At 70.1% G+C, this 21,203-nt stretch carries 18 protein-coding genes and 1 pseudogene; 5 read left to right on the top strand and 14 right to left on the bottom strand.

From position 1 onward, the window contains the following. Positions 1-79: 79 nt before the first annotated feature. From ACFWGJ_RS25760 to ACFWGJ_RS25710, 11 genes are all read right to left on the bottom strand, one after another. Complete coding sequence (locus ACFWGJ_RS25760) at positions 80-646, bottom strand: peptidoglycan-binding protein (protein ID WP_387328782.1); 567 nt, start codon at positions 644-646, stop codon at positions 80-82. A gap of 590 nt (positions 647-1,236) precedes the next feature. Continuing rightward, on the bottom strand, positions 1,237-2,220 hold the full coding sequence (locus ACFWGJ_RS25755) for an AraC family transcriptional regulator (RefSeq protein WP_387328779.1): 984 nt from the start codon (positions 2,218-2,220) through the stop codon (positions 1,237-1,239). A gap of 113 nt (positions 2,221-2,333) precedes the next feature. Then, positions 2,334-4,112 carry an FAD-dependent oxidoreductase gene (locus ACFWGJ_RS25750; RefSeq protein ID WP_387328778.1) on the bottom strand — a complete coding sequence of 593 codons (1,779 nt, stop codon included), beginning with the start codon at positions 4,110-4,112 and terminating at the stop codon, positions 2,334-2,336. After that, the gene (locus ACFWGJ_RS25745) at positions 4,112-4,375 is read right to left on the bottom strand and encodes a UBP-type zinc finger domain-containing protein (protein ID WP_387328775.1); all 264 of its coding nucleotides are present in this window, start codon (positions 4,373-4,375) and stop codon (positions 4,112-4,114) included. Before ACFWGJ_RS25745 ends, ACFWGJ_RS25750 begins: the two co-directional genes overlap by 1 nt. 5 nt (positions 4,376-4,380) lie before the next feature. After that, positions 4,381-4,827: a thioredoxin gene (gene trxA, locus ACFWGJ_RS25740; RefSeq protein WP_387328773.1), complete on the bottom strand. Its 447-nt coding sequence runs from the start codon at positions 4,825-4,827 to the stop codon at positions 4,381-4,383. After that, on the bottom strand, positions 4,824-7,463 hold the full coding sequence (gene clpB / locus ACFWGJ_RS25735; protein ID WP_387328770.1) for an ATP-dependent chaperone ClpB: 2,640 nt from the start codon (positions 7,461-7,463) through the stop codon (positions 4,824-4,826). Before clpB ends, trxA begins: the two co-directional genes overlap by 4 nt. Beyond that, positions 7,454-7,822: a chaperone modulator CbpM gene (locus ACFWGJ_RS25730; RefSeq protein ID WP_387328767.1), complete on the bottom strand. Its 369-nt coding sequence runs from the start codon at positions 7,820-7,822 to the stop codon at positions 7,454-7,456. The genes clpB and ACFWGJ_RS25730 overlap by 10 nt, the downstream gene beginning before the upstream one ends. Further along, positions 7,822-8,763, bottom strand: coding sequence for a DnaJ C-terminal domain-containing protein (locus ACFWGJ_RS25725; RefSeq protein WP_387328764.1), 942 nt, complete (start codon positions 8,761-8,763; stop codon positions 7,822-7,824). Before ACFWGJ_RS25725 ends, ACFWGJ_RS25730 begins: the two co-directional genes overlap by 1 nt. Before the next feature lie 6 nt (positions 8,764-8,769). Then, a complete protein-coding gene (locus ACFWGJ_RS25720; protein WP_387328761.1) occupies positions 8,770-9,348 on the bottom strand; it encodes a nucleotide exchange factor GrpE in 579 nt (192 codons plus the stop codon). Between the two features lie 10 nt (positions 9,349-9,358). Further along, complete coding sequence (gene dnaK / locus ACFWGJ_RS25715) at positions 9,359-11,266, bottom strand: molecular chaperone DnaK (protein WP_387328759.1); 1,908 nt, start codon at positions 11,264-11,266, stop codon at positions 9,359-9,361. Between the two features lie 68 nt (positions 11,267-11,334). Further along, positions 11,335-11,478, bottom strand: coding sequence for a hypothetical protein (locus tag ACFWGJ_RS25710; RefSeq protein WP_387328756.1), 144 nt, complete (start codon positions 11,476-11,478; stop codon positions 11,335-11,337). Between the two features lie 237 nt (positions 11,479-11,715). Between ACFWGJ_RS25710 and ACFWGJ_RS25705 the strand changes: the two genes are divergently transcribed. Together ACFWGJ_RS25705 and ACFWGJ_RS25700 are read left to right on the top strand one after the other, a co-directional pair. Further along, positions 11,716-13,476, top strand: a complete 1,761-nt coding sequence (locus ACFWGJ_RS25705; RefSeq protein ID WP_387328753.1) for a PucR family transcriptional regulator — start codon at positions 11,716-11,718, stop codon at positions 13,474-13,476. A gap of 262 nt (positions 13,477-13,738) precedes the next feature. After that, a complete protein-coding gene (locus tag ACFWGJ_RS25700; protein ID WP_387328750.1) occupies positions 13,739-14,845 on the top strand; it encodes a hypothetical protein in 1,107 nt (368 codons plus the stop codon). Here the strand turns inward: ACFWGJ_RS25700 and ACFWGJ_RS25695 are convergent. The 3 genes and pseudogenes from ACFWGJ_RS25695 to ACFWGJ_RS25685 all read right to left on the bottom strand — a co-directional run bounded on the left by ACFWGJ_RS25695 (position 14,842) and on the right by ACFWGJ_RS25685 (position 17,174). Beyond that, complete coding sequence (locus ACFWGJ_RS25695) at positions 14,842-15,783, bottom strand: phosphatase PAP2 family protein (protein WP_387328747.1); 942 nt, start codon at positions 15,781-15,783, stop codon at positions 14,842-14,844. The two genes, ACFWGJ_RS25700 and ACFWGJ_RS25695, sit on opposite strands and share 4 nt — an antisense overlap. Positions 15,784-15,879: 96 nt before the next feature. After that, positions 15,880-16,836, bottom strand: a pseudogene (locus ACFWGJ_RS25690) (hypothetical protein); the annotation flags it as partial. Further along, positions 16,833-17,174 carry a PadR family transcriptional regulator gene (locus ACFWGJ_RS25685; RefSeq protein WP_387328744.1) on the bottom strand — a complete coding sequence of 114 codons (342 nt, stop codon included), beginning with the start codon at positions 17,172-17,174 and terminating at the stop codon, positions 16,833-16,835. The pseudogene ACFWGJ_RS25690 and the gene ACFWGJ_RS25685, both read right to left, overlap by 4 nt. A 320-nt stretch (positions 17,175-17,494) precedes the next feature. On the opposite strand from ACFWGJ_RS25685, the gene ACFWGJ_RS25680 reads away from it, so the two are divergent. The 3 genes from ACFWGJ_RS25680 (at position 17,495) to ACFWGJ_RS25670 (ending at position 21,073) form a co-directional block, all read left to right on the top strand. Beyond that, on the top strand, positions 17,495-18,667 hold the full coding sequence (locus ACFWGJ_RS25680) for a glutathione-independent formaldehyde dehydrogenase (protein ID WP_387328741.1): 1,173 nt from the start codon (positions 17,495-17,497) through the stop codon (positions 18,665-18,667). Between the two features lie 295 nt (positions 18,668-18,962). Further along, complete coding sequence (locus ACFWGJ_RS25675) at positions 18,963-19,901, top strand: SRPBCC family protein (RefSeq protein ID WP_387328738.1); 939 nt, start codon at positions 18,963-18,965, stop codon at positions 19,899-19,901. Further along, positions 19,898-21,073: a zinc-dependent alcohol dehydrogenase gene (locus ACFWGJ_RS25670; protein ID WP_387328735.1), complete on the top strand. Its 1,176-nt coding sequence runs from the start codon at positions 19,898-19,900 to the stop codon at positions 21,071-21,073. The genes ACFWGJ_RS25675 and ACFWGJ_RS25670 overlap by 4 nt, the downstream gene beginning before the upstream one ends. Positions 21,074-21,203 lie beyond the last annotated feature (130 nt).

Raw genomic sequence — 21,203 nt, 5'->3', positions numbered from 1 at the left:
ACCTCGTACCTATCCGGCACCCTGTCGGGGCCGAGGCTCGGTGACGGGAGTCTTCGCCCGAACCCATGCGGTCACAGCTCTAGATGATGGTGCAGGTTCGGGCGTCGTAGCTGGCCTTTCGGTCGTTGCCGTCGGCGTCGGCGAAGTGGTACACCCCGTTGACACGTGAGATCGCGATGTCCCTGTACCGGCCGTCGTACTTGTCGACCGTCCCGTCGCCGTCCGTGTCCCGGAGTCGCTTGCCCGCGGCGGCCCAGGTGCTCTTCCCCACCGAGCCGTCAGCGTCAATGGGGCTCATGTAGTTGGCCTGCCACGCATGCGTGGCAACGGTGGTGTTGTGCCCGAAGTAGCCGTCGATCTGGTCCCTGTGACCACCGCTGGAGGAATCCGCCCAGAAGATGATCTTCTGCCACAGACAGGTGGCATTGGAATTCCGGTTGTAGCCCCCGTACTCGGCCACGATGCCCTCGTCGGTCCAGTCGTCCGCGAAGGCTCCGGTGCCCTGGATGTAGGTGTTGCCGTTGTAGGAGTTGGACGCCGCGGCGGGAGTGGTCATGGAGGCACTGATGCCAAGGGCGAGGAGTGTGGCGGTCAGGGGAACCGCGGTCTTGCGCAGGACGCTGCGGATCTTGGTGGAGGAAGCCATGGGTCTCCCGATCAAAAGAGCAGGCCGATGGGCTTGCTCGGACGAATGAAGCCGAGTTGGTCTATGACCTCGGCAGAAAATAGGAGGCTTCTGTGGTGGTCGGTGTCAGCCCCGTATGACGGGACCGTAGCCCGGTCCGGTCGCTGAGTGTGTCGGTCATTTGCCCCACAAGTGGCGCAAGGCGAAGGCGAGGAGCCGTTGCTCAACTGCCCGGCACGGCAACCGAGACGGAGGGCGGTTTCGGACCTGGGTGGGCGTCGACGCTCCTCCAGGACTTCGGCCACCTTGTGGACATCCGTCAAGGTCCGGGCCGGCGCCGACTCCGGCCCGGACCTCTGGTGTCCGGCAGTACACCCTGGCGGGGTCCAGGCCACATGTGCGCTGCCGACCCGCCCGCGGCATTTCTCGGGGGGTGCCGGCGGGCGGTGACCGGCCCGAAGGAGCGGAGAGGGGCCGGTCGATGTCCGCGCGGCTGACCGGGCCGGGGAACGCGCGAACACCAGGCACCCTAGGGTGTGGTCGCTGCCGCGCACGATCCACTGAGCGCGGGTGTTGTCCGCACAGCGCGGGACGATGGCGTGGGCCGTGGTCTACCGGGAACGCAGCGTCTGCGAGGGCAACTCGCCGAAGCGCGCCCGGTAGCGGGACGCGAAGCGGCCCAGGTGGCCGAAGCTCCAACGATGGGCGACCTCGCTCACGTTCACTTCGCCCGGTGTGCCGCGGCGCAGTTCGTCGTGGGCGCGGATGAGGCGGACATCGGTGAGGTAGGCCAGCGGGGTCATGCCGACGTACTGCTGGAAGGCTTCCTGGAGGCGCCGCACACTCACCCCGGAGAGCAAGGCCAACTCTCCTACGGTGAAGGGGTGCTGCGGCATGCTGTGCATGGCCTCGACAGCGCGCTTGACGGGGCCCGGGCGCAGGGCGGTTTCCGGCCGGTCGAGCTCGTCGCGGTAGCGGTGGCCGGCGGCGAGGAGGAGCCCGGTCAGCAGGGACTCCTGGAGCGGGCGGGCGACCATCGGCCGGGTGAGCAGCCCGCCGGCCTGTATCTCGTCGAACACCCCGCGGATCATCCGCACCCAGCTCAGACCCGCTCCGTGCGCGACGTCGAGTTCGGGTGTGAGGGTGACGGGTGTGCGCAGCGGCCGGCCGAGGAGGCGTTCGAGTTGCTCGTTGAGGGCCTTGGAATCGATCTTGACGGCCAGCATGGAGCAGTCGGTGCTCACGCGATCCAGGGTCGTCTCGCCGTGCGGCTGGAAGACGGCGGCGCTGGCGGTGGTCGCCACCGCTCTGGTGTGCCGTCCTTGACGCCAGGCCAGGTGGCCGCCCAGGGGGATGTCCACGTGGTAGGAGCCGAGTTCACCGAACTGTATGCGCACCTCGGCGCCGAAGGAGAGTCGTCCGAGCGTGAGCGCACCGAATGCGGCGATGTCGTACCGGGCCATGAACTCGGCGCTGCCGTCGGGCACGTCGATGACGTTGGTGTAGAAGCGTTCGTGGATGACCTGCCGGGCCTCGTCCACATCCGTCGTCCGGAACGTCAGGAAATCCTGGCCCTGGTGGGGCGGGTGGTGCATACCGCGATCTCCTGCGCCTGTGTGCCGTACGAGGAAAGGTGCAGGTTACCGTTACCCAAGGCCCGTCGCCGTGCCCTTGTTCATCCCGCCGGTCCTTTCGTCGCCCGCCGGTGTCACGCGAGCCAGGCGGACTCTTTCGGCCGGGTGCGCGGGGAGGTGTCGCTGCCGCCGGGCGCGGCCGTGTGCCCCAGGTAGCGGTGCACGAAATGGATGCTCATCGCGCCTTCACCGACTGCGGAGGCCACGCGTTTCACCGAGCCGCTGCGGACGTCGCCGGCGGCGAAGACGCCGGGCAGGCTGGTCTCCAATGCCAGGCAGTCGCGGCCCTGGCTCTGCCACAGTTCGCCGGTGCGGGCTTGTGCGTCCGCGCCGGTGAGCACGTAACCGCGTGCGTCGAGGGCGAGCGCGCCCGACAGCCACTCGGTGCGGGGGTCGGCGCCGGTGAAGACGAACAGGGCCCGCACCGCGAGGCGGCGGTGCTCACCCGTACGGTGGTCGACCACGCCGACCGCCCTGAGCACCTTGTCGCCGAGTACCTCCGACATCTCGGTGCGCAGGAGCACACGCACCTTCGGCTGTCGTTCTATCTGGTCGATCAGGTAGCGGGACATGTGCGCCTCGATGCTCGGCCCACGGATGAGCAGATACACCCGCGGTGCGTACCCGGCCAGGAAGAGCACGGCCTGGCCGGCGGAGTTGCCGCCGCCGACCACCGCCACCGGGTCGGTACGGCACTGCTGGGCCTCGTAGACGGTCGCCGAGTAGTGGACGCTCGTGCCCTCCAACGGCTCGATGCCGGGCACACGGAGGCGGCGGTATCGGGCACCGGTGGCCAGGACGAGGCTACGGGCGGTGACCTCGCTTCCGTCGGCGAACCCGAGGGCGTAGTGATCGTCCCGCCGTTCGAGCCGGGCCGCCTCCGCCGAGACGCTGATGCGGGCGCCGAACTTCTCCGCCTGGAGCACCGCGCGCTCGGTCAGTTCTGCGCCGGAGACGCCTGAGGGGAAACCGAGCAGATTCTCGATGCGGGACGAGGTCCCGGCCTGGCCACCGGTGGCCAGTGCCTCGACCACGGTCGTGTCGAGGCCTTCCGAGGCGGCGTTCACCGCGGCGGCGAGACCGGCCGGACCGGAGCCGACGACGAGCAGATCGCCGCGGCCGTTGCCCGGTTCCAAGGCCGGCAGGCCGATGAACCGGGCCAGTTCGGCGTTGCTCGGATTGCGCAGCAGGGTCGTGTCCCGCCAGATCACCAGCGGCGTCTGCTCCGGACCGACCCCGAAACGGCGCAGCAGTGCCTCGGCCTCCTGGTCCGTCTCCAGATCGACCCAGCGGTGCGGCAGCCGGTTGCGTGCGGCGAACTCGCGCAGCCGCCGGGTATCGGGCGAGTAGCGCGAGCCGATGATGCGGAAACCGGCGCCCTGCCCGACGAGCTGAGCGCGGCGTCCCAGGCAGGCGCGCAGCACCACGTCACCGAGGGCTGCGTCCCGGGTCACCAGGTCCCGCAACTGCTCCATGGACAGGGTGAGGATCTCGCCGGGGTCCCTGACCACGGCGGTGTAGAACGCCACCTGTCCGGTCAGGAGGCCGAGTTCGCCGAAGAACCGGCCGGGGCCGTGCACACGCAGCAGGTGTTCATCGGGGGCGCCGTAGTTCTCGACGACCGCGACAGAGCCCTTGAGGATGACGTAGAACGTCTCGCACCGTTCGCCCTCCCGGATCAGCACGTCACCGGCGGCAACCGCACACGACCGTCCGCGCTGCGCCAGGCGGGCGATCTGGTCGTCCCTCAGGCGTGGATAGGCACCGTAGCTGTCGGCGGTCTCGAAGGGGATGCTCTCCTGTGCCCCGTCCGGCACCGGCGGCGCGCCGGGCCGCTTCTCGTCGCCGGGCATCACACGTACCCCTCGTGGACGTAGCACCACCGCCAGTCCTCGCCGGGCTGGAACGACCGCACGATCGGATGGCCGTGGGCGGCCGCGTGCTGACGCGCGTGCTTGTTCGGTGAGGAGTCGCAGCAGCCGACATGGCCGCAGGACAGGCAGAGCCTGAGGTGGACCCACGGGGAGCCGAGCAGCAGGCACTCCTGACACCCTTCCGGGGTGAGCGGCTGGACCGGCCGGACGAGCGCGAGGTGGGGATCTGCGTGCAGGGTCATCTGGATCACTCTTTCCGGGCCGTGATCGACTGCTCCACCCACCGCCGCAGGGCAGGGGCAGGTGCGGCACCTGCCTGCCGGGCGATGATCCGGCCTTTGTCGAGGACCAGCAGTGTCGGTACCGCCTGGACCTCGAACCGCTGCGCCAGTCGCGGGTTCTTGTCGATGTCGACCTTGACCAGCTTGATCGTTCCCGCGAGATCGGCGGCTACCTTTTCCAGCGCGGGGCTCACCATGCGACACGGGCCGCACCAGGTGGCCCACAGGTCCACGACGACGGGCACGGCGGCCTGCTCGACGACCTCGGCGAAGTCGTCGTCGCCCGCGTCGGCCGTCCACGGCAGGAACTGCCTGCAGTTGCCGCACCTGGGACGGCCCTCGGCGGCCACGGGTACGCGGTTGGTGCGCCCGCAGTGCGGACAGGTGACGGTGGTGGCCTGCACGGTACTCATGCCGCCCTCGCTCCCTGCACGTCCTCGGGCTGGTCGTAGGTGACCACCAGTTCTCCGTGCTCGGCGTCGACGCGGACCCGCGCGGCGTCCTGGACGTCGCCGCGCAGCAGGGCGCGCCCGACCAGTGTCTCGACCTCGTGGGAGATGTAACGCCGCAGCGGCCGGGCCCCGTACACCGGGTCGTAGCCCTGGTGGGCGATCAACTCCCTTGCTGCGTCGGTGAGGTCGACGGTGATGCGGCGTTCGGCGAGGCGGCGGCGCAGTTCGTCGAACTGCAGTTCCACGATCCGCTCGATCTGCCGTTCTCCGAGCGGCTTGAACAGCACGATGTCATCGACGCGGTTCAGGAACTCCGGACGGAAGTGCCCGCGCAGCTCGCCCATCACCAGGGCGCGGGCCTCCTGCTTGATCTCCCCCTCCGCGGTGGCGCCGTCGAGGAGGTGCTGGGAGCCGATGTTGGACGTCATGATGATCACGGTGTTGCGGAAGTCGACCGTGCGGCCCTGCGCGTCCGTGATGCGGCCGTCGTCGAGGACCTGCAGCAGGGTGTTGAAGACGTCCGTGTGCGCCTTCTCGATCTCGTCGAACAGGACGACCGAGTACGGCTTGCGGCGTACGGCCTCGGTGAGCTGGCCGCCCTCCTCGTAGCCGACGTATCCGGGCGGGGCGCCCAGCAGTCGGCTGACGGTGTGCCGCTCCTGGTACTCGCTCATGTCGAGGCGGACCATGTTGTCCTCGGAGTCGAACAGGGCCGCCGCGAGTGCCTTGGCGAGCTCGGTCTTTCCCACGCCGGTGGGGCCGAGGAAGATGAACGAGCCGATGGGACGGCGCGGGTCGCGGATGCCGGAGCGGGCCCGGATGACGGCGTCGGCCACCAGCTGGACCGGCTCGTCCTGGCCGATGACCCGCTCGCGCAGGATCTCGTCCAGCCGCAGCAGCTTCTCGCGCTCGCCCTCCTGGAGACGGGCGACGGGGATGCCCGTCCAGGCGGCGACGATCTCGGCGATCTCCTCTTCGGTGACGACTTCCCGCAGCAGCCGGTTCCGGCCCTGCCGGGCGGTCAGTTGCTCCTCCTCGGCGGCCAGCCGGCGCTCAAGGTCCTGCAGCTTGCCGTAGCGCAGTTCGGCCGCGCGGTTGAGGTCGTAGCTGCGCTCGGCCTCCTCCGCCTCGTGACGGACCTGCTCCAGTTCCTTGCGCAGCTCCTGTACGCGGCGAATACCCTGCCGCTCCGCCTCCCACTGCGCGTGTTTGGCGTCGGCCTCGCCGCGCAGATCGGCCAGTTCCCTGCGCAGTTCCCCCAGGCGGGCCTCGCTGGCGGGGTCGGATTCCTTGGACAGGGCGGCTTCCTCGATCTCCAGGCGGGTGACGCGGCGGGTGATCTCGTCGAGTTCGGCGGGCATGGAGTCGATCTCGGTACGCAGCCGGGCGCACGCCTCGTCGACGAGGTCGATGGCCTTGTCGGGCAGGAACCGGTCGGTGATGTAGCGGTGGGCGAGCGTCGCCGCCGCGACCAGCGAGGTGTCCTGGATCTTGACGCCGTGGAAGACTTCGAGGCGTTCCCGCAGCCCGCGCAGGATGGAGATGGTGTCTTCCACGCTGGGTTCGTCCACCACTACCTGCTGGAAGCGGCGTTCGAGTGCCGCGTCCTTCTCGATGTGCTGCCGGTACTCGTCCAGAGTGGTCGCGCCGATCATGTGCAGTTCGCCGCGCGCCAGCATGGGTTTGAGCATGTTGCCCGCGTCCATCGCGCCCTCGGCGGCGCCCGCGCCGACGACGGTGTGCAACTCGTCGACGAAGAGCAGGATCCGCCCCTCGGCGGCCTTGACCTCGCTCAGTACGGCCTTGAGGCGTTCCTCGAACTCGCCGCGGTACTTGGCGCCCGCCACGAGTGAGCCCATGTCGAGGGCGAACACCGTCTTGTCGCGCAGGCCCTCGGGGACGTCCCCGCGCACGATCCGCTGGGCGAGTCCCTCCACGATGGCGGTCTTGCCGACGCCGGGGTCGCCGATCAGGACGGGGTTGTTCTTGGTCTTGCGGCTGAGGATCTGGGTGACGCGGCGGATCTCGGCGTCCCGGCCGATGACGGGGTCGAGCCGCCCGGACCTGGCCTCGGCAACGAGATCGCGGCCGTACTTCTCCAGGGCCTCGTAGGCCACCTCGGGGTTGGCGGAGGTCACGCGCTGGTTGCCGCGGACCTGGGTGAGGGCGCCGAGGAAGGACTCCCGGGTCACGCCGTGCTCCTTCAGCAGGCGTCCGGCGGCGGTCGCCGAGCCCTCCTCGGCCAGGGCCAGCAGCAGGTGTTCCACGGACACGTACTCGTCCTTGAGGCGTTTGGCCTCCCGCTCGGCCGCGTCCAGCAGCCGGGACAGGCGCTGGGTGACGAAGACCTGGCCCGGCGCCGCTCCCGGTCCTGTCACCTTGGGCCGGCGGGAGAGCTCCTCGCGTACGGCCGCGCGCAGTTCCTCGGGCTCGGTGCCCGCCTGCTGCAGCAGGCGCGGTATGAGGCCTTCGTCCGTGTCGAGGAGGGCGAGCAGCAGATGCTCGCCGTCGACCTCGGTGTGGCCCAGCCGGCCGGCGGCGCTCTGGGCCTCCTGCAGAGCTTCCTGGGACTTCTGCGTCAGGCGGTTCATGTCCATGGTGGAAGATCACTCCTCGCGCCTGCACGCCGCAGCGCGGCTTCGAGCAGGCTGATGCGGTCGAGCAGGTCGAGCACCAGACCGATGGATGCGTAGTTCAGGCACAGCCCGGTGCGCAGCCGCTGGACCCGAGCCAGGGCGGCCGGGGCCGTGAGCGCGAACACCGGCCGTCCGGAGGTGTCACGGCCCGCTTCCACCAGTCCGAGGCTGACGAACCGGCGGATGAGATCGGGATGAAGGCCCGTGCGGCGGGCCACGGTCTCCAGGGAGAGCGCGGGCACGGGTACGATCGCGTACCGCACGCCCACCTCGGTCGTACGCGCGGGGGAGGGGCGGGTCCCGGCTGGTCGGTCGGTCATCAGGTCCTCCTGGGGTCGAACGAGGAGACGGCGGCAAGTTCCTCCAGCAGCTCGCGCTCCCGGTCGCTCAGCCGGGGCGGCACCATGATCCGCAGCTCCGCGTACAGGTCTCCGGCCGTGCCGCGCGGCCCCGGCATGCCCTCGCCGCGCAGCCGCAGGCGCCGTCCGCTGGAGGACCCGGCGGGCACGGTCACCTTCGCCGTGGCTCCGCCGGGCGTGGGCACCGGCACGGTCGCGCCCAGCGCCGCCTCCCACGGCGTGACCGGAAGCCGCACGTGGACGTCCCGGCCGTCGAGGCGGAACTCGGGGTGCGGCTCGATCCGCACCCTCAGGTACAGGTCCCCGGCGGGAGCGTCGTCGGCGCTCCCTCGCCCGCCCTCCCCGGCCAGCCGGATGCGCTGTCCGTCGGTGGTGCCGGGCGGTACGTCGACCTGGTAACGCCGCTGCCCGGACGGCCCGGCGAGGGTGACCGTACGGCGGCCGCCCCGGTAGGCCTCCTCGACCGTGAGCGGCAGTTCGGCCTCCTGGTCGGCGCCGGGAACGCGCATGCGCCCGGCGCCGCCGAACAGCGAGCCGAACAGATCCTCGACATCGACGCCTTCGTCCCCGAAGCCCGCCGTGGAGTAGCGCACGCGGGAACCGTCGCCGCCGGCCCACCGGAAACCGCTGCCGGCCCCGGCCCCGGCGCCTGCGCCAACCCGCTCCTCCCAGTCCTCCGGGACCTTCCGGAAGTCCTCGCCGAAGCGGTCGTACTTGGCTCGCTGCTCCGGATCGGACAGGGCGCCGAAGGCCTCGTTGATCTCCTTGAACCGCTCCTCCGCCTGCGGGTCCTTGTTGACGTCGGGGTGGTATTTGCGGGCCAGGGTGCGATAGGCCCGCTGGATCTCGTCCCGGTCGGCGGTGCGCGGGACACCGAGCACCTCGTAGAAGTCGCGTGCCATGGCCGCTCACTCCCGCTTGGCGACGGTCACGGCGGCCGGTCGCAGCTGCCGGTCGGCCTCCCCGTAACCGGGTCGCAGCACTTGCACCACGGTGTTCGGATCGGCGTCGGGATCCTGGACCACGCCGACCACCTCGTGCCGGGCGGGATCGAACGGCACGCCCCTCTCCGCGTAGCGCGGGTAGCCCAGCCGCTCCAGGACGCTCACGGCCTGGTCGCGCACGGCCCGCACGCCTTCGACGATCGCGTCGGGGTCGGCGGACGCGTGGCTCAGAGCGAGTTCCAGGTTGTCGATGACGGGCAGGAAGGCCACAGCCGTACGTGCGCGTTCGACTGCCGACTCCCGCTGCAGCTCCCTGACGTGGCGTTTTCGCAGGTTGTCGAGGTCGGCCAGGGCGCGGCGCCAGCGCTCCTCCGCCTCTCGCAACGCGACGGCGTTCGCGTCGTCAGGTGCGGCGGTGGCGGGGGCGGTTGCGGCGTCGGGCGCGGGCTCGTCGGTGGGCGGTGGCTGCGGAGAGTCCCCGTGCGGCGGCTGTACGGCGCCCTGCGGCGGGTCGGGCTCCGGGCCCCTGGACGGGATGGGCATGGCGGACACCTCAGCTCTTGTCGAACTCGGCGTCGATGACATCGTCATCGCCTGCGTCGCCGGAGCCCGGCGCGGCTCCGCCGTCCGGCGACCCGGTGCCGGCCGGACCGCCCGGGGCGGCTCCCGCCTGATGGGCAGCGAGCCCCGCGAAGACCTGCTGGAGTTCGGATGTCAGGGGCCGGACCTTGTCCACCCCGGCCTCGTTCTTGACCGCGTCGCGGGCCTCGGCCACCAGCATCTCAGCGCGCGCCTTCTCATGGGCGGGCGCGGCGTCGCCGAGCTCGCCCAGGCGCTTTTCGACCTGGTAGGCGATGGCGTCCAGTTCGTTGCGGGCGTCGACCGCCTCGCGCAGGGCCTGGTCCTGGTCGCGGTTGCTGTCGGCCTCCTGGACCATCCGCTCGACCTCGCCGCGGTCGAGGTTGGAGCTCTCGCTGATGGTGATGCTCTGCTCCTTGCCGGTGTCCTTGTCCCGCGCGGTGACATTGAGGATGCCGTTGGCGTCGACGTCGAAGATGACCTCGATCTGCGGCTCGCCGCGCGGCGCGGGGCGGATGTCGGTGAGCTGGAAGCGACCGAGGACCCGGTTGTCGGCGGCCAGCTCCCGCTCGCCCTGCAGGACGACGACATCGACGGCGGGCTGGTTGTCCTCGGCGGTGGAGAAGGTCTCGGTGCGGCGCACCGGGATGGTGGTGTTCCGCTCGATGATCTTCGTCATCACGCCGCCGCGTGTTTCCACGCCCAGGGACAGCGGGGTGACGTCGAGGAGCAGGACATCCTTGACCTCGCCCTTGAGGACCCCGGCCTGGATCGCGGCGCCCATCGCCACGACCTCGTCGGGGTTGACGCTCATGTTGGGTTCCTTGCCGCCGGTCAGCCTCCGCACCAGCGCCTGGACGGCCGGGATACGCGTGGAACCGCCGACGAGGATGACCTCGTCGATGTCGTTGTCACTGACCTTGGCGTCGCCCATGGCCTGCCGCACCGGGTCGAGGCAGCGCTCCACCAGGTCGCCGGTGATCTGTTCGAACGTGGACCGCATGATCGTCGTGGTCAGGTGCTTGGGCCCGGAGGCGTCGGCCGTGATGAACGGCAGACTGACCTGTGTCTGGGTCACCGAGCTGAGCTCGGTCTTGGCCTTCTCGGCGGCCTCGAACAGACGTTGCAGGGCCTGCGCGTCCTGGCGCAGGTCGATGCCGTTTTCTTTCTGGAAGCCGTCGGCGAGGTGGTCGACCAGTCGGCGGTCGAAGTCGTCGCCGCCCAGATGGCTGTCGCCCGCGGTGGACCGTACCTCCACCACGCCGTCGCCGACGTCGAGGATGCTGACGTCGAAGGTGCCGCCGCCCAGGTCGAAGACGAGCACGGTCTCGTGCTCCTTCTTGTCCATGCCATAGGCCAGAGCGGCCGCGGTCGGCTCGTTGATGATCCGCAGCACTTCCAGGCCGGCGATCCGTCCGGCGTCCTTGGTGGCGGTGCGCTGGGCGTCGTTGAAGTAGGCGGGCACCGTGATGACCGCCTCCGTGACCCGCTCTCCCAGCTGCTTGGAGGCGTCGTCGGCGAGCTTGCGCAGCACCTGCGCGCTGATCTCCTCAGGCGCGTAGAGCTTGTCGCGCACCTCGAAGCGGGCGGCGCCGCCATCTCCCTCGACCACGTCGTAGGTGACGGCCTTGGCCTCTCCGGAGATCTCGTCGAAGTGCCGGCCGATGAACCGCTTGGCCGAGTAGATGGTGCCCTTGGGGTTGAGGATCGCCTGGCGGCGGGCCAGCTGGCCCACCAGGCGTTCGCCGGTGTCGGTGAAGGCCACCACGGACGGTGTCGTCCGGTTGCCCTCGCTGTTGGGCACGACGGTCGGCTCGCCGCCCTCCCAGACGGCGATCACCGAGTTCGTGGTGCCCAGGTCGATGCCTACTGCCTTGGCCATGAGGAACTCCTTCCGCGACGGGCGGTCCCCGTTCGGCCACGAAGACGCGCCCGGTCCTGCGCACTCGCTCAGGTGACGGCGGGGCCGCTCTGCGGGCGGCTGCTCCTGTGAGCCCGGCTACTGGCGCCGGTCGCGCTGCGCAGCTCGACCTGCACCGGCACCGCTCGCTCGGAGGCCGCCTCGTCGACGACGTCGCACCGGCTGGATCCCATGGCCTGCGGCACCGGTGCGCCCGGCGATCCCTGGCAAGCCCAGAGTGACAAGCGAGGAGCGCGCTCCGCCTGCACCTGGCAGGTCGGAAATCGGCGTGGGCGGTCGCTCCACCAGAGCAAGAGAAAAATGCGGGCAAGTCGGATGCTCATGCCCAGGGTGGGTACTCAGGGCTCGCCCAGCGTGGATCCCACGACTGGCTCGATCGCCTCCCACGACCGGAGGAGAACGGAGCATCCATGGCCGGCCATCCGTCGTCGAGGCCGTCCCCCGTACCCTCCGACCAGGGCGTGACGCGTCGGCCGGGCAACACCGCGGGCACCGAACGGCACACTCCCCGGCCGTACGCGGCGCTGGACCCGCACGGGCTGCTGGTGCTGTCCCGCGCCCTTCTCACCTGTGCGGAGCAGCGCGAGATCGTGCGGTTGGCCATGCGGCACGTCGGCGCACTCGGCCCCTACCGCGCCGAGGCCGGATACCTCGCGACGGACGACGGTCTGTCCCGTGTCCCCGGCCGCGACGCAGGAGCGCCGGCAGCCGTCGACGCACGGATGAAGGCGCTGGACGAGGCGGACGGCTCCGTGTCCCTTCCGGAGAGGTCGTGGAACTGGGCATTCGGCCTGCGCGGGGCCCGCGGTCTGCTCGGCTACCTCGTGATCTCCTCCCGCACCGGCCCCGATGAGCAGGGGCGCTTTCTCCTGTCGACTCTCGTGGGGCTCACCTCGGCGGCCCTGTCGCTGGCGGCCACGCATCCTGCGCACGACGACGGCGCCGGAGAACTGAGCCGAGTCCGCTCCGAACGGGACGCCGCACTGGGACAGTTGCAGACCCTGCGCTCCGAGCTGCACCTGCACAAGACCGTGCATGAAACCCTCGACCGTGTCGCTGCCCGAGGCGGCGGCGAGGACGCCATCACCCAAGCGCTGTACGAGATCACCGGACTGCCGGCGCTGAGCGAGGACCGGTTCGGCAATCTGCGCTCGTGGGCCGGTCCTGACCGGCCCGACCCTTATCCGGTGCGGTCCCCGACCCATCAGGACGCGATGCTGCGACAGGTCGCGCGCGAGGCGGGCCCGGTCCGCGTCGAGAACCGGCTGATCGCTCTGGCCCGTCCGCGCGGGGACCTCCTGGGCGTACTCGCCGTCGAGGACCCCGGGGCGACGGCCGACGACCACACCCTGTTCGCCCTGGACCACGCCCAGCGTTCGCTCGCCCAGGAACTCCTGCATGTGCGTGAACTCGCCGAGGTCGAACTGCGGCTGCGCCGTCAGCTGATCGACGACCTGTTGGAGGGCACTGACGAGGCGAGTGCCTACGCCCGCGCCGAAGCCGTCGGCCACGACCTGCAACGTACCCACTACGTGGTCGTGGTGCACTGGTCCGGCGACGCGGCGGACGGCGCCTTCATCCGTGCCGTCGAGCATGCGACGGCCACCCGGGCCACCCGTCCGCTGATCACGCGTCGCGGCGACCGGGCGGTCCTGCTCACCGAGGCGAGACCCGACGACGGTGCCGTGCACGCGGCACTGGCCCGGGAACTGGGGACGCCCGACGGAGCGATCGGGGTGAGCACCCGCTGCGAGTCACCGAACGGGGTTCCGCGCTGCTATCAGGAGGCACTACGGGCCCTGGAAGTGCGGCAGAGCTCCCGCCGGAGCAGCGGGACGACGTTCTTCGACGACCTCGGGCTGTACCGGATCCTGGGGCCCGGCAACGATCTTCGGGAGCTCGAAGGCTTCGTGCGGGAGTGGCTCGGCCGACTGATCGACTACGACGCGGGGCACGACACGGAGTTGGTGGAGACGCTCTCGCGCTACTTCGACTGCGGAGGCAACTACGACGACGCGGCCGCCGCGCTCACAGTCCACCGCAGCACCCTGCGCTACCGGCTGCAGCGCATTCGGGAGATCAGCGACCGCGACCTGGCGGATGTGGACACCCGGCTCAACCTGCAGGTGGCAACCCGCGTCTGGAAGATCATCCTGGGCGGGCGGTTCTGACCGCGAATACCCGAAGGGCCCGCGCGGCAGTCAGCCCGGCACTCGACCCTTCACCGAGAGCGGGTGGGCTGAGGAGATCCGCTCGATCAGTACCGGCGCAGAGGAGCGAAAGCCCTGTCCACAGGCCGGGGTTGGGTGACGGGGTCGGCCGCGCTCCGGCGGTACGGCCGCGAGGAGAGGGATCAGCCGGGTGACGGGTGTTCCGGCGTTCGTCCTGTGGGCACTCGTGAGCATCGGGGGAAACCGGCGAGAGGGGTCACTCATGCGGATGTCGTCCCAGGATGTCACGGTCGTAGCTCTTCTGGCGGATCCGGACGCCCCCACGGAGATCGCCCGGCGCATGGCCCGGATCCTTCCTGACCGGCTCGCCGACCGATGGGGTCGGGGGCGCCGTTTCGACGTCGAGGTGATCAGTGAGCCGTTCACCGCGGAGACCGAGGACGTGCCGACGCTGGTGCGCCGGATCACGGATCGCGCGAGCGCGGAAAAATGGGACGTCGTCGTGGCCCTCACCGACCTGCCCCTGCACGTAGACGGACGCAAGCTCGTGGTGGAACTGAGTGACGAACCCGCTCTGGCTCTGCTGTCCCTTCCCGCGTTGGGAGGTTTGCGGCTGCAGAGGAAGGCCAGGCGGGCGGTGGAAGAAGCCGTGCTCAGTCTGGCGCGCCCGCGGTCCGCCGGGGCTGAGGGGCCGTCGGCAAACCGGCCGTCGCAGGATCACTTCGCGCACGTGCGGGCAGACCTGGTCGGCGAGCAGGAAAGCGCTGTTCGGCGGTATGTCGTCGGCGGTCCGCTCGGATACCTCAGGGTGCTCGGCGGCATGATCCGGGCCAACCGGCCATGGCGCCTGGTGCCGGGCCTGTCCAAGGCCCTGGCGGCGGCACTCGCCACTGGGGCGGTCGCCACCGTGAACTCCACCATCTGGACCCTGTCCGTGTCCCTGAGCACACCACGCCTCGTGATCGCCACGGTCGGATCCGTCGCGCTCATGATCGGCTGGCTGATCGTGGACGCGCACCTGTGGCATCGAGCGGATGACGTGTCGCCGGAGGCGAGGAGGAGAGCGGCTCTCTACAACGTCTCGACGGTGGTGACCGTCGGCATCGGGGTGCTTGTCTGTTATGTGGGGTTGCTGGTCATCAACTTGGTGTGGGCGCTCTTCATCCTCAACGGCCAAGCGTTCGCTTCCCTGACGCGTATCCCGCTGCACGCCACGGAGTACTGGACCCTGGCCTGGTTCGTCGCCTCGGTCGCCACCGTGGGTGGTGCGCTGGGATCGGGCCTGGAGAGTGACGAGGCAATCCGGGCAGCCGCCTATTCCAAGCGTGAACAGGAACGGCGCCGGATGGTCGAGGACGACGGTGACTAGTGCCGCATCAGATGTCGCTGACCGGGTCCAGGGCGGCGAACGGGTGCGGTGGGTACGGGCCGCCCGATCGCGGCGTACCAGACCAGGGCCGCACATAGGAAAGCCGCCGCCGCGGAGATCAGCGACCTGGTGAGGGTGTCGTTCCGTGCGCCGGAGACGAGGGCAACGGCCAGTGCCGACGTCAGGGTGAGGGCGGGCAGCGCACGGGGCCTCCGCGTGACGCCCGGCGCGGCGGCCGGCGGCAGCAGCCAGGTGGCGAGGCCGTAACAGGCACAGGCCAACAGCGTGGCCCCCAGTACTTCGCTGGGCCGGTGGCCGCCCATGGTCGCGCTCGCGGCGGCGATGCAGGCGAGCCACAGCACACCGGCCGCGGCGGCGTAGGGGCGGATGCGGGGGGAAACCACCAGGACGGCGGCGAGGGTCAGCGCGGCGGGGATGGCGGTGTGCCCGCTGGGGAACCCCTGATCAAGGAGATTCTCGGGCGCGCCCACCAGATCGGGGCGGGGCAGGATGCTTTTGAGGACCTCCTTGCCTCCGGTCGTGAGGATGACGACCCCGAGCGCCGCGCATCCCTGCCGCCAGCACAGCCGCACCAGGGTGAGGACCACGATGACAGCCAGCCCCACCATGAGGGTGGGCTTGGCGCTCAATTCCATCGGCGGCAGCGGCGTCGAGCCGTAGGCCGCTCCTGACAGGGGGTAGATCCACGCGGCTTCGCTGCCATCCGCACCGAGATCGAACAGCGCGTTCTCAGCTCGTTGCCCCCACGGGGTGCAGATGGCGAGCAGGTAGACCGTGAGGAATCCCAGGGTGTGGAGCAGAGCCGGCATCCACGGTCGCGCCGTACGCGACGGGGCGAGGCCGTCGGAGGCTTCGGGGGTCTGCCTTGAGGCCCCCGGACGGTGCGCGGGCAGGATCGGAGCATCGTGCTGAGGCATCGCTGAGTTTCTTCCGTCGGGGGAGTTCGGTCACGCACGGCGCGCGGCACGACGTGGGCCGCCGGGCTCGGCGGGCCCACCGGGGATCCGCTTCTGTTCGGCGAGTGCCTGCCCCCGACGGCGCTGGGCGGTGATCGCCAGGGCGGGGAGGGGTGTGACCAGCAGGGTGAGGACGACCAGGTCCGGAAAGGACTGCATGAACGCGTCCGGCTGGGCGACGATCGCCTGCGTGCGGACGAGCGCGACCGCCGCGACGGGGATCAGCCACCGGTGGTCACCGGTGGCTGCCGTCGCCGCCCATGCGGCGATCAGCGCGGTGGCCTCGACGGCGAACAGGCCGCGCTGGAAGGCCGGACTGACGGAGATGATGTGCAGGCTCCCGGCCATGAACATGGTGAGTACGACGGGGGCCAGCCAGCGGTAGGAGCGGCGTCGCAGGCGGCTGGGACGGCAGAACGCCAGCACGGCGCACGCGGCGCAGAGTGTCCCCGAGAGCACCAGGTCATGGGCGGTGATCGGGGCGCCGAGACCGTAGTAGCTCAGGCCCGCCTTGCCCTCGTCGCCGAAGAGCGTGGTGCTGTTGAACGTGGCACCGGCATAGACCATCACGGCTGCGGCCGGCAGTGCGATCCAGGCTCTGCCGCGCAGCAGGGCGATCAGGCAGACCAGCGGCAGCACCCCGTAGGGCAGCAGCCGTGTCCTGCCGCCGGGACCTTGTGCCCACGGGTACCAGCCGGAGAAGGGGAAGGCGATGGCATGGCGGCCGGGATCGATGTGCAGGGCCCAGTGCCACACGTCCTGCACGTACGGAACCAGCGCCAGCGCGGCGAGGACGAGAGCCGTCAGATGGATGCCGTCCAGCCACCACGGCCGGGCCGTGTCGTCGACGACGGCGCGGGCGCGGGCCTGCACCCCGGCACGCGTCAGTGCGACAACTTCCCGCGCCGGGGGCCAGGAACGGCCGGGATACGCCTCGGCCAGGCAGGCCAGCACCTCCTCTCCCTGCCGGGAGCGGTAGGGCTCGGGATAGGCCGCAAGCAGCAGACGGTTCATGCCGGGGCCACCCCGGTATCGTGCGAGCGCCCCATGACGACAGCCGCCGCCTGCTGCATGCGCAGCGCCTCCCGGGCGAGCGCTTCGGTGCCGTCCTCCGTGAGCCGGTAGTAGCGCCGCGCCCGCCCGTCGACGATCTCCTCGTCGCCGGCGGCCACCAGCCCGGCCCGCTCCAACCGCTCCAGTGCGCCGTAGAGCGTGCCGACAGCGATCCGGAGCCGCCCGCCGGTGGTCCGCTCGGCAGCCTTGATGATGCCGTAACCGTGCAACGGACCGTCCATGAGCGCAGCAAGGATGAAGTACTGCGGTTCCGTCAAGGGCGGATTCTGTGTGGCCATGCATCGAGTATATATCGAGCTACGAAATATATCGGCCGCTCCGCCTTCTCCAGCCCCGGTGCGGCAAGTCGGCCGATCGATCGGTGAAGTCCTGTTTGGTGTGAAAGCCGACGGGGACTCGCCTCGCAAGTCGTCGGGGCGCCGCAGCTCCACCGGGCGGGCCGACGGCTCGAACCGCCGCTCCACCTGACATGGGTGAACGGCCCGCAGAGGCGAGCCGGAGCCATGAACGCCGCCGTAGCACTTTCGCGCGTCAGGCTCTTTGTGCCGTCTCATCATCGCTGTGCCGCGGTCATGCCGTGACATCGAGAGAAGTCATCATGAAAGCAGCGGTATATGAAGGTCCGCGAACGGTCGCCGTCAAGGACGTGCCGGACGCGAAGATCGAGCATCCCTGCGACATCATCGTCAAGATCACCACCACCAACATTTGCGGTTCGGACCTGCACATGTACGAGGGCCGCACCTCGTTCGAGTCCGGCCGCACGCTGGGACACGAGAACATGGGCCAGGTCGTCGAGGTCGGCCCGGCCGTGAGCAAGGTCCAGGTCGGCGAGTACGTGGTGCTGCCCTTCAACATCGCCTGCGGCTTCTGCAAGCAGTGCGAACGAGGGCTCACCAACTACTGCCTGACCATGCAGCCGGAACCGGCGCTCGCGGGAGCCGCCTACGGCTTCGCGGACATGGGCCCGTATCAGGGCGGCCAGGCGGAGCTGCTGCGGGTGCCCTACGGCGACTTCAACGCGCTGCGACTGGGCGAGGACGCCGCCGAGCGGCAGACCGACTACGTGATGCTCGCCGACATCTTCCCCACCGGCTATCACGCCACCGAGATGGCCAACGTCAAACCGGGCGATCAGACGATCGTCTTCGGGGCCGGCCCCGTCGGGCTGATGGCGGCCTACTCCGCCGTGCTCAAGGGCGCCGGCCGTGTCTGGGTGGCCGACCATCAGCCCGACCGGCTGCGCATGGCGGAGGAGATCGGGGCCATCCCGATCAATACCGCCGAGCAGGACCCGGCGGAGGTCGTCAAGGAAGCCACCCTCGGTCTGGGCGCCGACAACGGGTGCGAGTGCGTCGGCTACCAGGCACACGACCCCCAGGGACAGGAGGACGCCAGCCTCACGCTCAACGGTCTGATCGACACGGTGAGGTTCACGGGCCACATCGGTGTGGTGGGCGTCTTCCTGCCCCAGGACCCCGGCGGCGAAGAAGCCCAGGGCGAGTTGGAGGCACAGGGCAAGGTGCCGATCGACTTCGGCCTGATGTGGTTCAAGGGCCAGCACATGGGGACCGGCCAGGCGCCGGTGAAGAGGTACAACCGCGCGCTGCGGGACCTGATCGCCGGCGAGAAGGCGACGCCGGGCTTCATCGTCTCCCACGAACTCGGCCTCAACGAGGCGCCCGCTGCCTACGAGCACTTCGACGCCCGGGACGACGGCTGGACCAAGGTGGTCCTGCATCCCGACGGTCACAGCAACGGCCGCAACTAGCAAGGACACCAGGGCGTCAGCCGCTCCAGCACCTGCGGTGACGCCGGCGGTCCGGTCCCGGTTCCGGCCGGGGCCGGACGGGCCCTCCCAGTCGTCACCTTCCGCGATGCCGGACACAGCCGGTCGGCTGCCTCCGGCACCGCGGAGACGGCGGGGTCCGCCGCCATCCTTCGGCGTGCGCACGGCACAGCCCACCCCGCCCGGCCCTGTGGGACGGGCCGCGGCGTCGGCTCCTGCCGCCTGCCCGCGAGGGACGCCCACCTTCCGTCCACCTCACCGCACGTGAGGAGCACCGATGACAACTGACACCCGCTCCACCGCCCGCCTGCGACACGATCCGCTCGTACGCGGCCTCGGCTGGGTCAGTGCGCTCCTGGGCGTGCCCCAGGTCGTCGCCCCAGGAGGCTTCGCACGGGCCCTGGGCGTGGACGACGCCCCTCGGCACCGAGCGACCACCACCGCCGTCGGCGTGCGCGAACTGGCGGCGGCGACCGGACTTCTGGGACGGCCGCATCCCGTCTGGCTGTGGAGCCGCGTCGGTGGCGACCTCATCGACCTGACCCTGCTCGCCCGCGCGCTGAAGAACCACAACGGTCGCGGCCTGGGGCGCACCGTGACCGCGACAGCCGCGGTAAGCGCCGTCACCGTCACGGACGTCTACGCGGCCGTGACGCGCACTCGTAGGAGCACTCCCATGGAACTGACCGCCTCCACCACTGTCACCCGGCCGCCCGACGAGGCGTACACCCTCTGGAGGGCACTGGAGCGACTGCCGGAATTCATGGTGCACCTGGACGTGGTGCGCGTGACCGGCCCGCGCACCAGTCATTGGCAAGCGAGCGCGCCGTTCGGCACAACAGTCGAATGGGACGCCGAGATCACCCAGGACGTCCCCGGCGAGCTGCTCGCGTGGCGGTCGGTGGACGGCGCGGACATCGACAACTCCGGCGAGGTCCGCTTCGTACCCGCCCCAGGCGGTCAGGGCACGGAGATACGGGTGTCCCTGCGCTACGAACTGCCCGGCGGACCGCTGGGCAAGGCCGCAGCGCGCTACTTCGGCGAGGAGCCGCACCAGCAGCTGGACGACGACCTTCGCCGCTTCAAGCAGATCGCGGAAACCGGTGAGGTCGTCCGTTCCGAAGGGGCGCCCGGCGGCAAGAAGGCCCGGAGCGAGTTCCCGCAGCATCCGGCCCGACCGCTGACCGAGGACGAACTGAAGGAGGCACTGGCATGAAGGCCAACTGCTGGACGGGACGCAACTCGGTAGAGGTGCAGGACGTCCCCGACCCCTCGATCCTGAACAGCCGCGACGCCATCGTGAAAGTCACCTCGACGGCGATCTGCGGCTCCGACCTCCATCTGGTCGACGGTTACGTGCCCACCATGGAGAACGGCGACATCCTGGGCCATGAGTTCATGGGGGAAGTCGTCGAGGTCGGCCCCGGCATCAGTGCCGACAAGCTGCGCGTCGGCGACCGCGTCGTGGTGCCCTTCCCCATCGCCTGTGGCGCCTGCGCGTCCTGCCGCGCGGAGCTGTACTCGTGCTGCGAGAACAGCAACCCCAACGCCGGCATCTCGGAGAAGATGTTCGGTCATCCCACCTGCGGCATCTACGGCTACTCCCATCTGACCGGCGGCTTCGCCGGCGGACAGGCCGAGTACGCGCGGGTGGTGCTCGCCGACGCCAACGTCCTCAAGGTCGAGTCGGACCTGACCGACGAGCAGGTGCTCTTCCTGTCCGACATCCTGCCGACCGGATACATGGGCGCCGACATGTGCGACATCAAGGAAGGTGACGTCGTCGCCGTCTGGGGCGCCGGACCGGTCGGTCAGTTCGCCATGGACAGCGCCCGCGTCCTGGGCGCGGAAAAGATCATCGCCATCGACAAGGAGACCTACCGGCTCGACATGGCCACCGCCCAGGGCTACACCGCAGTCGACTTCGAGAACACCGACGTACGCTCGGCACTGCTCGACCTCACCGGCGGCCGGGGCCCCGACAAGTGCATCGACGCGGTCGGCATGGAGGCCACACACGGTGCCTCTCACGTCCACCTCTACGACCGTGCCAAGCAGGCGGTCCGCTCCGAGACGGACCGGCCGCACGCCCTGCGTCAGGCCATCATGTCCTGCCGCAGCGGGGGCGTGGTGTCGGTCATCGGCGTCTACGGCGGGATGATCGACAAATTCCCTGCGGGTGCCTGGATGAACAGGTCCCTGACCCTGCGGACCGGCCAGTGCCACGTGCAGAAGTACATGAGGCCGCTGCTGGGCCTGATCGAGCAGGGCCGGATCGACCCCACCCGGATCATCACCCACCGACTGCCCCTGACCGAGGCGCCGACCGGCTACGACCTGTTCAAGAACAAGAAGGACCGCTGCGAGAAGGTCGTCCTCACGCCGTGAGGGCCGCGATGGATCGCTGCCCCGTCTCCCACTGACGCCGACGAGCCGAGCCGGCCTGCGGAAGGTGCGTCAACACCCGTGAGACGGGGGCGGTTTCACGAACGAGGGCGGTGGCCCACCCGACCTGGTC

Source organism: Streptomyces sp. NPDC060205, assembly GCF_042728395.1.
Lineage (GTDB): Bacteria > Actinomycetota > Actinomycetes > Streptomycetales > Streptomycetaceae > Streptomyces.
The sequence above is the reverse complement of the archived record's forward strand: the minus strand, read 5'-3'. Positions and strand labels throughout refer to the sequence as shown.

Excerpts from the sequence above, each read along its gene's own strand:
- ACFWGJ_RS25760 (WP_387328782.1), bottom strand. The coding sequence starts at position 646 with ATGGCTTCCTCCACCAAGATCCGCAGCGTCCTGCGCAAGACCGCGGTT.
- ACFWGJ_RS25755 (WP_387328779.1), bottom strand. The coding sequence starts at position 2,220 with ATGCACCACCCGCCCCACCAGGGCCAGGATTTCCTGACGTTCCGGACG.
- ACFWGJ_RS25750 (WP_387328778.1), bottom strand. The coding sequence starts at position 4,112 with ATGCCCGGCGACGAGAAGCGGCCCGGCGCGCCGCCGGTGCCGGACGGG.
- ACFWGJ_RS25745 (WP_387328775.1), bottom strand. The coding sequence starts at position 4,375 with ATGACCCTGCACGCAGATCCCCACCTCGCGCTCGTCCGGCCGGTCCAG.
- trxA (WP_387328773.1), bottom strand. The coding sequence starts at position 4,827 with ATGAGTACCGTGCAGGCCACCACCGTCACCTGTCCGCACTGCGGGCGC.
- clpB (WP_387328770.1), bottom strand. The coding sequence starts at position 7,463 with ATGGACATGAACCGCCTGACGCAGAAGTCCCAGGAAGCTCTGCAGGAG.
- ACFWGJ_RS25730 (WP_387328767.1), bottom strand. The coding sequence starts at position 7,822 with ATGACCGACCGACCAGCCGGGACCCGCCCCTCCCCCGCGCGTACGACC.
- ACFWGJ_RS25725 (WP_387328764.1), bottom strand. The coding sequence starts at position 8,763 with ATGGCACGCGACTTCTACGAGGTGCTCGGTGTCCCGCGCACCGCCGAC.
- ACFWGJ_RS25720 (WP_387328761.1), bottom strand. The coding sequence starts at position 9,348 with ATGCCCATCCCGTCCAGGGGCCCGGAGCCCGACCCGCCGCAGGGCGCC.
- dnaK (WP_387328759.1), bottom strand. The coding sequence starts at position 11,266 with ATGGCCAAGGCAGTAGGCATCGACCTGGGCACCACGAACTCGGTGATC.
- ACFWGJ_RS25710 (WP_387328756.1), bottom strand. The coding sequence starts at position 11,478 with ATGGGATCCAGCCGGTGCGACGTCGTCGACGAGGCGGCCTCCGAGCGA.
- ACFWGJ_RS25705 (WP_387328753.1), top strand. The coding sequence starts at position 11,716 with ATGGCCGGCCATCCGTCGTCGAGGCCGTCCCCCGTACCCTCCGACCAG.
- ACFWGJ_RS25700 (WP_387328750.1), top strand. The coding sequence starts at position 13,739 with ATGCGGATGTCGTCCCAGGATGTCACGGTCGTAGCTCTTCTGGCGGAT.
- ACFWGJ_RS25695 (WP_387328747.1), bottom strand. The coding sequence starts at position 15,783 with ATGCCTCAGCACGATGCTCCGATCCTGCCCGCGCACCGTCCGGGGGCC.
- ACFWGJ_RS25685 (WP_387328744.1), bottom strand. The coding sequence starts at position 17,174 with ATGGCCACACAGAATCCGCCCTTGACGGAACCGCAGTACTTCATCCTT.
- ACFWGJ_RS25680 (WP_387328741.1), top strand. The coding sequence starts at position 17,495 with ATGAAAGCAGCGGTATATGAAGGTCCGCGAACGGTCGCCGTCAAGGAC.
- ACFWGJ_RS25675 (WP_387328738.1), top strand. The coding sequence starts at position 18,963 with ATGACAACTGACACCCGCTCCACCGCCCGCCTGCGACACGATCCGCTC.
- ACFWGJ_RS25670 (WP_387328735.1), top strand. The coding sequence starts at position 19,898 with ATGAAGGCCAACTGCTGGACGGGACGCAACTCGGTAGAGGTGCAGGAC.